Source organism: Mycobacterium gordonae, from assembly GCF_017086405.1.
In the GTDB taxonomy this organism is placed as follows: Bacteria; Actinomycetota; Actinomycetes; order Mycobacteriales; family Mycobacteriaceae; genus Mycobacterium; species Mycobacterium gordonae_D.
Genome location: NZ_CP070973.1, coordinates 6392776 through 6406467 on the forward strand (window position 1 = coordinate 6392776; position 13692 = coordinate 6406467).

Below are 13692 nucleotides of genomic sequence, written 5' to 3' on the forward strand. Positions count from 1 at the left end.
AGGGAACGTGGCACAGCAGAAGTCGGCCGAGCAGGACGCCGCCGAACTCCGTCCGCAGCGACGCAGGCGCGCCAACGGAGAGCAATCGCGCGAGCGGATCCTGGACGCGGCAACCGAAGTCGCCACCGAACGCGGCTACGACGGCACGACGATCTCGCTGGTCAGCAAGAAGAGCGGCCTGCCCCCCACGTCCATCTACTGGCACTTCACCGACAAGGACGACCTGATCGCGGCGGTGATCGAGCGGAGCTTTCGGCGCTGGCTGGCCGAACTCGACCTGCAGGACGTGACGGTGGACCGCACGTGGTTGACCGAGTTCGGGGGCCGGGTAGCCAAGGCGCTGCTCGACGCGCCTGACTTCCTGCGCCTCGGGCTCATGCTGAGCCTGGAGCGTCGGCCCGTCGAACCCCGGGCCAGGGAGATGTTCCTCGAGGTCCGCGACCGCGCGTTCCACCGGTTCCAGGAAATCGTCCGGCAGGCGGCGCCAGAGCTCGACGAAGAGGGTGTGCGCCTGCTCACCACGTACGCGATCGCCGGCGCCGACGGCTTGTTCATCGCCAAGGAAGTGGGCGGGGACTCCGTCGACCTGGTCAAACTGCTGAACCTGCACGTTCGGATCGTCTTCGACATGGCGGCCAAGCTGCTACGGCCCGAGGAGCCGGCATGACCGTCCAATCCGCGCAGCCAACCGACGCGGCTCGACTGCTCTACGAGGCTCGGCGCACCGCAGTCCCGATTCAGCCACTGACCCAGACCAACCCGAACATGACTGTGTCGCAGGCTTATTCGGTGCAGCGCAGCAACATGGCTCGCTACCTCGCCGACGGTCACGTGCTGCGCGGCCACAAGATCGGCCTGACCTCCGCGCCCATGCAGGAACTGCTCGGAGTCGACGAGCCCGACTTCGGCTACATCCTGGACAACATGGTGCTGCCCGACGCGGCGAACGTGCCGATCGCCGCGTTCTGCGCACCGCGGGTCGAGCCGGAGGTCGCCTTCCTGATGCGCGCACCCTTGCACGGTCCGGGAATCACGATCGGCGATGTGCTGGCCGCGACGGAAGCGGTGGCCCCGGCATTGGAGATCGTCGACAGCCGGATCGCGGACTGGCGAATCACCTTGGCAGACACCATCGCCGATAACGCCAGTTCCGGTGCCGTGGTCTTGGGTGAGTGGGTGCCGATCGGCCGGGCGCCCGCGCTCCCCGAGACCACCGCGACACTCGTCATCAACGACGTGACCGTCGCCACCGGTGCGGGCACCGCCGTGATGGGCCATCCCGGCGCGGCGGTCGCCTGGCTGGCCAACGCGCTCGCAATGTACGGCACCACCATCGAGGCCGGCGAGTTCGTCATGTCCGGCTCCTACACCACGGCCATGTTCGTCGCCGCCGGAGACCGCGCGTCGGCGACGGTCAGCGGGCTCGGTTCCGTCAGCGTCAGTTTCGAGTAAGGAGCGACTTCCGGTGCGCAGTGAACGGTATCCGGTCGCCATCATCGGGTCCGGCAACATCGGCACCGACCTGATGATCAAGGTCCTGCGCAGCGGAGGACCGCTGGAGATGGCGGCGATGATCGGCATCGACGCCGGGTCCGACGGGCTGGCCGCGGCGAAACGCCTTGGTGTCCCGATGTCTTCGGGGGGTATCGAGAGGCTGCTGAAGATGCCCCACTTCGGCGACATCCGGCTAGTGTTCGACGCCACGATTGCTAGCGCCCATGTCAGGCACTGGAACATACTGCGGGACAGCGGGATCCGTCTCCTGGACCTGACGCCGGCGGCCGTCGGACCCTACTGCGTGCCGGTGGTGAACTTAGAACACCACATCGACGCGCCGAACCTGAACATGGTGACGTGCGGAGGGCAGGCCGCCGTACCGATCGTCGCCGCCGTCAACACTGCGACCCCCGTCTCGTACGCCGAGGTCGTTTCCTCGATCTCTTCCAAGTCGGCCGGACCGGGCACGCGCGCCAGCATCGACGAATTCATCGAGACGACCGCCAGCGCGCTGAAAGTGGTTGGCGGAGCGCAAAGAAGCAAGGCGGTGATGATCCTCAACCCGGCCGATCCCCCCGTTCTCATGCGCAACACCGTGTACTGCCTGATCGAGGGCGACTGCGACCACGAGACCATCGACGACTCGATCGCCGAAATGGTGGAAACGGTCACCCGATACGTTCCGGGCTACCAACTCACCAGGCCTGTCCAGTTCGAAACCTTCGAAGCCGAACGGCCGCTGCACATCCCGGAGACCGGGAAGTTCATCGGCACCCGGGTCACCGTGATGTTGCAGGTGACCGGCGCAGCGCACTACCTGCCTGCGTACGCGGGCAATCTGGACATCATGACGTCGGCCGCCCTGGCCGCCGCGGAGCGAGTCGCCGCCCAATCGACGGCGAGGGTTCGACAATGACCAAGCCGCTCTACATCAGCGACGTCACACTGCGCGACGGGATGCACGCCGTCCGGCACCAGTACACCCTGGAACAGGTCACCGAAATCGCCCGAGCGCTGGACGCGGCCGGGGTGGATTCGATCGAAGTCGCCCACGGCGACGGGTTATCCGGGTCCAGCTGCGTATATGGGTTCGCTGCCCACACCGACCTGGAGTGGATCGAAGCCGTGGCTGGGACTGTGCACAGGGCCAAGGTGGCGACCCTTGTACTTCCGGGCATCGGGACCGTCCGCGACCTCACCGCCGCGCAGCGGGCGGGAGCCAGTGTCGTGCGGGTCGGGACGCACTGCACCGAGGCCGACATCTCCGCGCACCACATCGCCGCGGCACGCGAACTCGGCATGGACACCGTCGGCTTCCTCATGATGAGCCACCTGACCACCCCGCAGAAGCTCGCCGAACAGGCCGTCCTGATGGAGGGATACGGTGCCGGGTGCGTCTACGTCGTCGACTCCGGCGGCGCGATGACCATGCACGATGTCGCCGAACGGGTGCAGGCCGTCCGCGACAGCCTCTGCGATGCAACCGAAGTCGGCATCCACGCGCACCACAACATGGCGCTCGGGGTGGCCAATTCGATCGTCGCCGTCGAGTACGGCTGCCACCGCGTCGATGCGTCGCTGACGGGCATGGGCGCCGGTGCTGGCAACGCGCCGCTGGAGGTCTTCATCGCGGCGGCCACCCGGATGGGTTGGGAGCACGGCTGCGATCTCAACGCGCTCGAAGACGCGGCTGACGACTTGGTGCGGCCTCTGCAGGAGCGCCCGGTGCGCGTCGACCGCGAGACCCTGACGCTGGGCTATGCCGGCGTGTACTCCAGCTTCCTGCGGCACGCCGAGGCAACCGCCGAGCGGTTCGACGTCGACGCGCGTTCGCTGCTGGTCGAAGCCGGACGCCGCGGACTGGTCGGCGGCCAGGAGGATGTGCTCGTCGACATCGCCCTCGACCTGACCGGTGAACGGGCTTCCGTCTAAGCACGAAACCGCAACTCACTCGGACCTGAACAATGCCGACAGGTTTACTGCTTTGCCCCGCGTCGGCACCGCCGAGTTGCAGGCAACGCTCCACGTCAGGGGCGACGACGGGACTCGAGGGCGCTTCAGACGGATACCGCTGCGCGGCTCGCCGACCTGGACAGCGCCCGGCAACTGGCCCGCCAACAGGATGCGCCGCTGTTCGAATTACGTTGTGCTCTGCATTATTTCGAAATGTGCGGGCGGGCCGCGAGTGCTGCTCTCGTCGACGCGGTAGGCCGGGTACCCGCCGGCGGCTCGCTGGCCGAGTCGGCCACAGCCGCCGACGCGCTGGCCCATTTTGGGCCGCGATGAGCTGTCGTTGAGCTGGTGCCGCTGGCAAGATGCTCCTGTCGTCAGTTTCCAACTTCGATGAACAGGGCAGGCGCGTTCGCCGGGCAAGGGGAAGTCGGGATGTCATTTGTCATCGCTGGTGTTGAGCAGATTGCGGCCGCCGCAGCGGACGTATCGAGCATTGGAGCGGCGGTGACGCGCGCCAACATCGCCGCGGCGTTACCGACTACTGACCTGTTGGCTGCCGCCGAGGACGAGGTGTCGGCAGCGATCGCGAAATTGTTCGGTGATCATGGGCGGGCATATCTTCGCGCAAGCGATCAGGTGGTATGGGGCCAGACCCGGTTGGCTCAGCTGCTGAACACCGCGCAGACTACCTACGCCGACACGGAGCGAGCGATCGTCGCCTCATTGCTGCCCTCAGCCGGCGCCGCGCAGGCGGCCGGGCCGCTGGAGCCCGTGATCGACGAGTTCCTGGGCGTGGTCAACGCGCCGACGAATTTCCTGTTGGGGCGCCCGCTGATCGGCGACGGCGTCGACGCCATGCCCGGTAGCGGCCAGCGCGGCGGCGACGGTGGGATCCTGTGGGGCAATGGCGGCGCGGGTGGATCGGGTGCGCTGGGCCAGCGTGGAGGGGCCGGCGGCAGTGCCGGGCTGATCGGTAACGGCGGTGTGGGCGGCGGCGGCGGTATCGGGGGTGGGGCCGGCGGCACTGGCGGCACCGGCGGCTGGTTACTGGGCAACGGCGGGGTCGGCGGGGTCGGAGGGATCGGCTTGGGCTCCATCACCGCTGGGGGCGGTGGGGCAGGCGGGAGGGCACTGTCCTTATTCGGCACGCCCGGTGCCGCCGGCGCCGCGGGGGAGCATCCAGCCGTGCTGCAGGTGTCTCAACAACAGGCCCTTGCGTTGCTCACGACCGCACCCAACATGAATTTTCTGCTGATCGGCACCGACGGTACAAACCTGACCAAGATCCTGGCCGACCCCGCCGGCACTCCCAACTTTCACGCCTTCATGAAGCAAAGCGTTACCTCCGCGTCGACGATCGTCGGACACACCACGATCTCCAACCCCTCATGGACGACGATTCAGACAGGTGTGTGGATGGAGACGGCAGGCGTGAGCAACAACGTCTACACCCCGTGGACCTACGACACCTGGTCGACGGTGTACAACCAACTCGAGGCCACCTGGGGCCCCTTGGTGGACACCACAGTGATCGCCAACGGCGAGGGCACCACCAGCGGCATCAACACCCGAATTGCAGGTGCCGGCTCGAACCCCGCCGACTACATCGAATTCGTGCCGCAGGTCCCGGGCGACACAGACTGGATAGCGACGCAGAACCTGGTCGGTGCGAAGACCCAAGCCGCGATCGCGACAGCCAGTTCAAGCAAGGGCAATCTCATATTCGCGTCCTTCGCAGGCGTCGATAACAACGCCCACCAATACGGCGGAGATTCACCGCAATACGCCGAAGCCATTCGAAACCTGGACTACAACCTGGGCAAGCAGGAAATAGGCGGTGGCGGCATCTTGGGCGCAGTGGCGCAATGGGAGCAGGATCACGGCGAGCAGTGGTCCACGCTCATCGTCACCGACCACGGTGAAATAGGACCCGACCAGTTCGGCCGCGGCCACGGCTTCCAATCCCCCCGCGAGACACAGACGTTCCTCATGTTCGATCAGTCCTACAACGATTCGCTCGACGGCTGGATCAACAACTCGTGGCAAACCGTCAGTGTGACGCCGACAATCATGCAGCAATTCGGCCTTGCGCCGCTGCCGTACATGCAGGGTGCGCCGCTGACATCGCACGTCTTCGACAACACCTACTTTGATCCCGGAAACAACATATTCAACGTGCTCAACGCCTCATTCGGCGCACAGGGTTACCCCGACCCCGTCACCAACTACTTGCTGGACTCGCGGACGGTCGCGGCCACGATCCCTTATCTGGTGTACGGCCCGATCAAGGACATCGTCGATGCGGTGCCGGAATTCCTGCAGTTCCCGGTGTCCTGGATCGGAGCCGGCATTTACCAATCGCTGAACATCCCCGCCCAAATCTGGTGTCGGCTCACCGGCGTGACCGGCAACCAGATCATTCCGCCGATTCTCAATCCCTTCCTCAGCTGAGGATCGTCACGTCACCCGAGCGCCGGGTGGGCAGATCTGGCCGGTCGCCATGTCACGGCGCTCCCCACCCTGCGTGGGCCGGACACCACGTGCAGCCGACAGCCGATCGCTTTCCCTTGCAGAACTGCGGATTCATCGCCCGAGCGGCGGGGCTAGGTCATCCGAGCCCGGGCCACCTGCACCGCGCCGTTGCCGGTGATCAGCCAAAGGGTCGCCAGCTGACCGATCAACTCATCCAGCGACAGGTCCACGTCACCGTTGACGAAGGCGAGGATGGCTTCGGCCGTGCCGCCGACGATGAACGACGGCGCGACCTTCGCCAGCGGATCTGACTCCAGCTCCACGCCGTGTACCGCGCGACCGTGGTCGATCAAAACGTCGGTCAGCCGGTGCATCACCGTATTGCGGTGCGCCTGCAATTCCGGTGAGGCTGCTACGCCGGCGAGCAGGACCCGCGCCCGGCGAGGATCATCGACTAGGGCTCGCACCGCCGCCGCCACGCCCGCCAACGCTTGCGTCTCCAACGGCTGCTCCAGGACATCGCCGACGGCCGCCAGGGTGGCCGCGCGCACCTCTTCCGCGATGTCGTCGACGACCGCGGCAGACAACGCATCGACGTCGGTGAAGCTTTCGTAGAAGTACCGCTTGTTCAAACCGGCTGCGGCGCAGAGCTTGTCGACGGTCACACCGCGCCATTCGTTGCGCGCCATCGCGTCCACCGCCGCGTCCAACAGACGGCTGCGGCGCTGGCGTCGACGCTCCTGGGCGGACTGGCCGCCATAGGCACGCTGGGTTGACTCGGACACCGTCAGATCCTCGCAGCCGTTGACAACACCGGCAAAGTCTGGCACATTCTGGTACCAGATATTTGGCACTGTTTCGTACCAGAATTGCGCCGATCGGAGAGCCCCATGACCAAAGCAGCCACCAACACCAAGACGCCTGAGCTGAACACATCGGCACTTAGCGACCTCCGGCAGCTGGCACGGACCGCGCCGGTGTTGGCGCGCCGCCAAGGTTGGGACTACCTGCGAGAACTGGGCAGCAGCGGTCGACGTGATCAGCTCGCCGCGCTGTTCGCCCGGGGTAACGCCCCCGACGGACCGCGGGGCGCGCTGGAGGGCCTCATCGTCGGGAACCTGTTCGGCATCCCGGAGGCGTACCTGGCCAACCCGCTCCTGAAGGTCGACCCCACCTGGCGCGGCAAGACCTTCGAGGCGAATACCGGCTTCAATCGCCTGGCCCCACTGGCCAGGTACGCGATGCCCGTCATCGCCCCGCTCTACCGGGGACTACGCAGGGTGGGACCGGAGATGGTGGGCTTCGGCTTCAATCACCGCATCGAGACCGCCGCCATTTCGCCGTACAACACGGTGCGTGCACTGGACTACAGCCCCGATGAATACCGCAATCCCAGCGTGCGCACCTTCCCGATCAAGCGAACCCGTGACGAGATCGTAGAACTCCTGCCCGGCCTCTACCTGGGGCGGGCGTTGCTGAGACTGCACAGCGGCGAAATCCGGCTCATCGCCTACTTCGCGCTGCGGGAGTTCATCGACGAGAGCGCGACTCGATGATCAAGCTCAAGGGTGCCGTCGTGTGCGTTACCGGCGGCGCACGCGGCATCGGACGCGCCACTGCCGCCGAACTCGCCGCGCGCGGAGCCACCGTGTGGATCGGCGATCTGGACGCCGACGAGTGCCACCGCACCGCGCGCGAAATCGGGGTCAATGCGGCTCATCTCGATGTGACCGACGAGTCCAGCGTCGCGGCGTTTCACCGCGCCGCATCCGCGGCCGGCCCGGTTTCGATGCTGGTCAACAATGCCGGCATCCAATACATGGGACCATTCGTCGAGCAGCAGCTGTCGGCATACCACCGTGAGGTGGCGGTGAACTTCGTAGGTGTCATCAACGGGATGCACCAGTTCCTGCCCGGCATGCTCGAGCGTAACTACGGCCATATCGTCAACGTCGCGTCGATGGCAGCCAAGGTCACCACCCCCGGAATCTCGGTTTATTGCGCGACAAAGTATGCGGTAGCGGCACTTTCGCGAGCGGTGCGCGCCGAGATCGCCGACACCGACGTCACCATCACCACGTTGATGCCGACCGCCGTGCACACGGAGTTGACCGCGGGCGTGTCACTGGACCTCTTACCCACCCGCCAACCCGAGCAGATCGCCGCGGCGATCGTCGACAGTGCGCGCCGGCCGGGGCGGGAAGTCACCGTGCCGTGGTGGCTGGCACCCTTCGGAGCCATTGAAGAAGTGACGCCAGAACCGTTGATGCAACGCCTCAAACGGATCGCAACCCGAAACGAACCACCCGGGCACTTCGACGAACAGCGCCGCCGCGGCTACCTGGACCGGATTGGCTAGAAAGCATTTAGAAGGACGCAAGAAACGTACAAGGTCTGCCCCACACACTTCAGTTCACCGGGATCAATCCGTCCACATCGAAGTGACCAAGCAGGCCGACATGACTACTCTCCGAACGATTGAACTGCACGGCGACCGCGTCGCGTACCGCGACGAAGGGGCCGGCGAGGTGCTGCTGCTGATCCACGGAATGGGCGGCAACTCGAACAACTGGCGGCCGATGATCCCGATGCTGGCCAAAAAGTACCGCGTCATCGCGCCGGACCTGCTGGGCCACGGTCAGACCGCCAAGCCACGGGGTGACTACTCGTTGGGCGCTTTCGCGGTGTGGCTGCGGGATCTCCTTGACACCCTTGGCATTCCGCGAGTGACGATTGTCGGCCACTCGTTGGGCGGCGGCATCGCGATGCAATTCGCCCATCAGCACCCTGACTACTGCGAACGGTTGATCCTGATCAGCAGCGGCGGCCTCGGCAACGAGGTGAACCGGACGTTGCGGCTGGCATCGCTGCCAGGTTCGGGTGTGCTGCTGCAACTGGCGTCCGCCAGGCCGGTGATCAAAGTCCGGATGGCAGTCGCGGCGCTGGGCAACCGATCGGACCTCAGCCACCACTGGGAGGCGCACGCCGCGCTGGCGAACCGGGAGAACCGACAGGCGTTTTTGCGCACGCTGCGCGCCGTCGTCGACGGCAGCGGACAGGCGGTCTGCGCGCTGACCCGTCTGCACTCCAATGCCGACCGGCCGGTGCTGATCATCACCGGGGATCAGGACCCGGTGATCCCGGTCGACCACGCCTACGCCGCCCACCGGGCGATGCCGCACAGTCGACTGCGCATCATCCCGGGCGCCGCCCACCATCCCCACACCGAGCACGCCGAGACGGTGGCCCGGCTCATCACCGAATTCATCAGCTCGCAGGAGGAGCACCGGGAGGCGGCCGTGTCACTGGCCGACTGGTCGGCAGCGCAGCGCGCCGGGTCTGAGCACGCCGCACCGCGGGTCAGCCGGCAACGCACGCGCCGGCACCTGCAGGCGGTGCCTACTCCGGACGAATCCCTCTGCGGCTAGAGAATCCTTCGAGCACCGGTCGGCGGAAGCCGGATTTGTGTGAAACATATGACTATTCTCTGAGTCTCGTCGGCCACGGCCCAGTGGCTTCACTTTGCGGCTTCAATCTGTTGGCAAGATCGTGACGTTCGGTTCAGGGAGTGTTGTGGACGACGAGGGCACGCCGTTCGGCCGCTATCGGCTGATCGAGCTGATTGGCCGCGGTGGCATGGGTGAGGTCTGGCGAGCCTTCGACACGGAGACCCAACGCGTGGTCGCCGTCAAAGTGTTGTCGGCGAACCTCGCCAACGACCCGACTTTCGTGCAGCGGTTCCGACGGGAGGCGCTAGCCGCGGCCGGGCTCAACGACCCCCACGTCATCCCGATTCACCATTTCGGCGAAATCGACGGCCGCCTCTACGTGGACATGCGCCTGATCAACGGGCGCGATCTACAGAGCATGATCGCCGACGGTGTCATGGATCCGGGACGCGCGGTGACGATCATCGAGCAGATCGCCTCGGCACTGCACAGCGCGCACCAGATCGGGCTGGTGCACCGGGACGTCAAGCCGTCCAACATCCTGGTCACACCCAACGACTTCGCTTACCTGATCGACTTCGGGATCGCCAGCGCCGCGGGCGAAGCACGGATGACTCATACCGGCAGCGTGATCGGCACCTGGGCCTATATGGCCCCCGAACGGCTCAATCAAGGTCAAACGGACCCGCGCAGCGATACGTATTCGCTCGCCTGCGTTCTGCACGAGTGCCTGACCGGCAGTCAGCCGTACCCAGGGACCAGTATCGAACAACAGATCGGCGGCCATCTCGGCTTGCCGACGCCGCGGCCCTCGGCGTTCCGCAAAGGTCTGCCCATCCAACTCGACGGCGTCATCGCGATCGGGATGGCCAAGAATCCCGACCAGCGCTACGCGACTCCCGTCGAGATGGCCGCGGCGGCCCGTGCGGCAATCAGTCAACCGGGCAAGGCGCCCGCCCAACACCACACCCCGGCGCCGGTGCCGGTGCAAGCCAGCGTGCCGCGGAACTACTATCCCGCCGCGCCGGTTTCCAACACCGATGCGACGCAGTACCGGCAATACGTGCCGCCTGCCGCCGGTCCCGATGTCCCGCCCAGCTCCAACCCGCCGCCCGTCAGCCCAACCCGGTCCGTAGCGACGACGTCATCGCGACCGCCGAACCGGAAACGTCGACGCGCTGTCGTGGCGAGCGGAATTCTCGCGGCGATCGCCGTCATCGCCCTGGTCGCCGTCTTCGCGCTGATCCCGGATGACAAAAGTGGTCCCGCGACCACCCCGCTCGCCAATTCCGGGCCGATAACCGGCGCCTACACCGTCAGCTTCGGCCCCAGCATCGGCCTGTCGGGTAAGCCAGAGCCAGGCATGGAACCACCCGGGCAGGAGACGTGGAATCTGCGATCGGTGTGCGGCGCGAAGGGCTGCGTGGCTACGGCGGCCAGAAGCGCCGGATCCTTCAAACACCCGACGACTCTCGTATTCGACGACATCAACGGACGCTGGATCGCGGTGGCGCTCGACACCGAGAGATGCGGCAACGAAGACATCGAAGAGTGGCACTGGATCTACCTTCTACCGCGTCCAGACGGCAGCTTGGCCGGCGAGTGGATCGACGACTCCGTCAGGTGCTACAGCAAACGCAGCGTGACGTTCACCCGCACCGGCGACGCTGACATCGCTGGCCTGCCCGACCCGACCACCTTGCCCGCCCGGGTCGCGTCCCCGGCACTGGGACTTCGCGGCTTCTACCGCTCGAGAGTGACGACAGCAACCGGCCAACCCAAGCTGGGCGACCAGGACTTCAGTGTGGATACGTTCTGCCTGCGCGCCGGAGACCGGTGCCTGAGCCGTTTCGTGCTGACAGATTTTACCGATCATCAGCTGTTCATCTTCGCCAACAACGCATGGACGGAGAACTCCGAAGAGGACGTCCCGTGCCCGGCCGGCGGCACCAGCCGGGTCAGGATGACCGGAGTGTTCCCGCTGCCCAAGCCTGCCCAGGACCCGATCACCTCGCTCTCCGGACATGGCCTGGAGGACGCCACGGGCAGCGCTTGCAAGGGCGGCCCCTACGATCAGGTCTTCACGCGCATCAGAGATTGAGGATTCGTGGCTCCTGCCTACGGACCACCATGGGCGGGTCGCAGCCTGCGACTCCCGGCAACGCCTACACCAGCGAACGCGGCCTACCTCGCACAACGCGCGGCTGATGCCGCCCGAAACGTGGACGCGATCGAGCTCGATTACAAGCCGGAATCGTTGCGACACGTGGACCGGATATTGGACGGTTTCCGCGAACCAGGATCGAACGCGGTGGCCGAGTCCATCTTTGTATTCGGTTGCTATCTGGGCGAAGTCATGGTTCGTAATGCGGGCTACGAGTGGGTCGACACACCACCCGATCTCGCCAAGCAGCTCGGGATGTTGACCGTTTACCGCGCCTCGACCCGAGCGCATGCGAGCCCCATATGGAAGGCGTTCAAACGGGTCGACAACGGCGAGAGCGACAGCGTCACGTACTTCTACCACGTCTTCACCACGATCGACCCCCCCAGCTAATCCGCTGGTACTGCCGGCTAGACCGGGACGGGCAGGCCGGTCAGACCGCTCAGGCTGGGGTGAGTCAGGGACTCGACCAAGTCCTCGGCAACCGCCAACGGGAAGTTCGCCGTCGCGGTGCCGACCCCTTCGAGGCCGTCGCGGACCGCGATCGCGAACGTGGTCGGGTCGCCGGAGAGCAGACCCGTGACCGCGTTCCACACCGCGATCTGCGGGGGCACGATCAGGTTCCGGAAATCGACGAACAGCTTGGTCGGCAAGTTTGCCGGACCCACCGGCACACCGTCCCAGCTGACCAGGTTCCAGCCCCCCTTGGGGTCGCCCTGAACGACGACGACGCTGGTGTTGTTGAGCTGATTGGTAAGCAACAGCAAGGGGTTCGGGTTGTTGACGTTCATCAGGGTGCCCGCCTCGATGGTGAACGCGCTCGAGTACGCGGCTGCGGTGATGTTGCCGTTCGCGGCCAGAACCGGGTTGCCCAGCGAGGTGTTGTAGATCGTCTCCACGGCACCGGAGAAGTTGTTGTTGAACACTATTCCGTTGATGTCGGTGGATCCCGGAGCCAACATCGGGAACAGCGGAAAGCCGAGCACCCAGGCTGCCGGGCCCACGAGATAGGGGAGGCCCCAGGGGATTTGGGGCAGACCCTCCAAGAGGCCGGCATTGATCTCGTTGAGCCCGGGCAAGATCTGCGGGGCCAGACCCGTCATGCCCACCAAAGGCGCGGCGGTCTGCTGCGTCCGCAGCAGCTGTGACTCGAATATTCCGGCATACGGGCCTTGCGGGAAAAGGACATTCGCGATGGCTTGGGCCTGCTGCTGACCCAGCGGCGTCAGGCTGACGCCCGGCACCGCGGTGTCGATCCAGCCCTGCGCGTTGGCGATCGACTGCCCGTGGCGCACGAAGTCGATCTGGATGGGCGTGTTCGGGGCGGCCGCAGGAAGTGCGCCCGCCCCGGCTACGCCGACGAATAGCCCGCCCCGACCGGCGAACCCGCCGGCGCCCGCGGCGCCGCCGTTGCCCAGGAACAGCGCCTGACCGCCGGCACCTCCGGTACCGCCGGCCCCACCCAGACCGCCGTTGCCCATCAGCCAGCCGCCGACGCCGCCGGTGCCGCCGATCGCGCCGCCAAAACCGGCACCCCCGGCGCCGCCGTTGCCGATCAGGCCCGCGTTCCCACCCGCGCCGCCCGGCGTGACGCCGGCGGTCGGGGAGTACCCTGTGCCACCATCGCCGAACAGAATGCCCCCGGCCCCACCCGTGGGGTTGGCCGCAGTGCCGGCCGCCCCGTGGCCGATGAGCCCGCGGCCCAGCAGTAGTGTCGTGGGCGTGTTGATGATCGGGTCCAGCGCCTGACCGAAGGGGCTGGCGATCCAGGCGTCGCCGGCGGCATGAATCGGACCGTAGACCAGGCTTTGAAACCCTTGAGCGGCAAGTGAATCCAGATCACCGAGGGTCTGCGCGGCCGCGGCCTCCGCACCCGCGTACGACGCCGCCGCAACGCCGAGGTTCTGCAGGAACTGCTCGTAATGGGAAGCCGCCTGGACAGCCGCCGCCTGGTACTGCAGGCCGTGCGTGCCGAACAGCGCCGCAATTGCTGCCGAGACCTCGTCGGCGGCCGCTGCCGCCAGTTCGGTCGTCGGAAGGACCGCACCGAGGTTCCCGGCCTGCAGGGCCGCACCGATCTCTGCCAGGTCTGTCGCCGCCGTCGTCAACAAGCCCGGCGCCGTGGTCACATATGACATCGCCCACCTTCGTTGGTAT

General features: G+C 66.2%; 12 protein-coding genes. 10 read left to right on the top strand and 2 right to left on the bottom strand.

Going from position 1 to position 13692, the window contains the following annotated elements; all coding sequences use genetic code 11:
- Window positions 1-7: 7 nt before the first annotated feature.
- The 5 genes from JX552_RS27495 (at window position 8) to JX552_RS33525 (ending at window position 5901) form a co-directional block, all read left to right on the top strand.
- Complete coding sequence (locus JX552_RS27495; protein WP_205874917.1) at window positions 8-667, top strand: TetR/AcrR family transcriptional regulator; 660 nt, start codon at window positions 8-10, stop codon at window positions 665-667.
- On the top strand, window positions 664-1452 hold the full coding sequence (locus JX552_RS27500; protein WP_205874918.1) for a 2-keto-4-pentenoate hydratase: 789 nt from the start codon (window positions 664-666) through the stop codon (window positions 1450-1452). Before JX552_RS27495 ends, JX552_RS27500 begins: the two co-directional genes overlap by 4 nt.
- Before the next feature lie 13 nt (window positions 1453-1465).
- Complete coding sequence (locus JX552_RS27505; RefSeq protein WP_205874919.1) at window positions 1466-2413, top strand: acetaldehyde dehydrogenase (acetylating); 948 nt, start codon at window positions 1466-1468, stop codon at window positions 2411-2413.
- On the top strand, window positions 2410-3429 hold the full coding sequence (gene dmpG / locus JX552_RS27510) for a 4-hydroxy-2-oxovalerate aldolase (RefSeq protein ID WP_205874920.1): 1020 nt from the start codon (window positions 2410-2412) through the stop codon (window positions 3427-3429). Before JX552_RS27505 ends, dmpG begins: the two co-directional genes overlap by 4 nt.
- Before the next feature lie 453 nt (window positions 3430-3882).
- Window positions 3883-5901: a PE domain-containing protein gene (locus JX552_RS33525; RefSeq protein ID WP_205874921.1), complete on the top strand. Its 2019-nt coding sequence runs from the start codon at window positions 3883-3885 to the stop codon at window positions 5899-5901.
- A gap of 152 nt (window positions 5902-6053) precedes the next feature.
- Here JX552_RS33525 and JX552_RS27520 read toward each other — a convergent pair whose 3' ends face one another.
- Complete coding sequence (locus JX552_RS27520) at window positions 6054-6707, bottom strand: TetR/AcrR family transcriptional regulator (protein ID WP_241010746.1); 654 nt, start codon at window positions 6705-6707, stop codon at window positions 6054-6056.
- A 105-nt stretch (window positions 6708-6812) separates the two neighbouring features.
- Between JX552_RS27520 and JX552_RS27525 the strand changes: the two genes are divergently transcribed.
- From JX552_RS27525 to JX552_RS27545, 5 genes are all read left to right on the top strand, one after another.
- A complete protein-coding gene (locus JX552_RS27525; RefSeq protein WP_205874922.1) occupies window positions 6813-7478 on the top strand; it encodes a hypothetical protein in 666 nt (221 codons plus the stop codon).
- Window positions 7475-8281, top strand: a complete 807-nt coding sequence (locus JX552_RS27530) for an SDR family NAD(P)-dependent oxidoreductase (protein WP_205874923.1) — start codon at window positions 7475-7477, stop codon at window positions 8279-8281. Before JX552_RS27525 ends, JX552_RS27530 begins: the two co-directional genes overlap by 4 nt.
- Before the next feature lie 100 nt (window positions 8282-8381).
- Window positions 8382-9350 carry an alpha/beta fold hydrolase gene (locus JX552_RS27535; protein ID WP_205874924.1) on the top strand — a complete coding sequence of 323 codons (969 nt, stop codon included), beginning with the start codon at window positions 8382-8384 and terminating at the stop codon, window positions 9348-9350.
- Between the two features lie 121 nt (window positions 9351-9471).
- Window positions 9472-11472: a serine/threonine-protein kinase gene (locus JX552_RS27540; RefSeq protein WP_241010747.1), complete on the top strand. Its 2001-nt coding sequence runs from the start codon at window positions 9472-9474 to the stop codon at window positions 11470-11472.
- A 120-nt stretch (window positions 11473-11592) separates the two neighbouring features.
- The gene (locus tag JX552_RS27545) at window positions 11593-11928 is read left to right on the top strand and encodes a hypothetical protein (protein ID WP_241010748.1); all 336 of its coding nucleotides are present in this window, start codon (window positions 11593-11595) and stop codon (window positions 11926-11928) included.
- 17 nt (window positions 11929-11945) lie between these two features.
- On the opposite strand, the gene JX552_RS27550 is transcribed toward JX552_RS27545, so the two are convergent.
- Window positions 11946-13673, bottom strand: coding sequence for a PE domain-containing protein (locus JX552_RS27550; protein ID WP_205874926.1), 1728 nt, complete (start codon window positions 13671-13673; stop codon window positions 11946-11948).
- Window positions 13674-13692: the final 19 nt, after the last annotated feature.